This window comes from Carnobacterium sp. (assembly GCF_040274425.1).
The window spans coordinates 1-569 of sequence record NZ_JBEMBC010000203.1; the positions used below are offsets into that span (position 1 = coordinate 1).

1 protein-coding gene and 1 pseudogene are annotated in these 569 nt (G+C 39.0%); both read left to right on the forward strand.

Translation table 11 applies throughout. From position 1 onward, the window contains the following. Nucleotides 1-234, forward strand: a pseudogene (gene fusA / locus ABS911_RS15285) (elongation factor G); the annotation flags it as partial. Between the two features lie 133 nt (nucleotides 235-367). Then, nucleotides 368-569, forward strand: a 202-nt coding sequence (locus ABS911_RS15290; protein WP_350468258.1) for a GTP-binding protein, incomplete at its 3' end; no start/stop codon positions are given.

The window sequence follows — 569 nt, forward strand, 5'->3', positions numbered from 1 at the left end:
GGAGACATCATGGGTGACGTAACAAGTCGTCGTGGACGTGTTGAAGGTATGGAAGCACGCGGTAACGCTCAAGTTGTTCGTGCATTTGTTCCACTATCTGAAATGTTCGGATATGCAACAACTTTACGTTCTGCAACACAAGGTCGCGGTACATTCTCAATGGTGTTCGATCACTATGAAGAAGTTCCAAAATCAATTGCAGAAGACATCATCAAAAAAAATAAAGGTGAATAATTGAAATTTCACCTTGCATCAAGTATAAATAATTTGTAAGCTATGATTGCAGGACTACAGATGGGCCCATTTGTAGTCAGCAATTTTAGTATAAATTTAAAAATAAAACATAACTCTGAGGAGGCATTTTCTAATGGCTAAAGAAAAATTTGACCGTTCAAAAACGCATGCTAACGTTGGTACAATCGGACACGTTGACCATGGTAAAACAACTTTAACTGCTGCAATCGCTACAGTTCTTTCTAAAAAAATGGGTGGTGTAGCGAAATCTTACGCTGACATCGATAACGCTCCTGAAGAAAAAGAGCGCGGAATTACAATCAACACTTCTCACG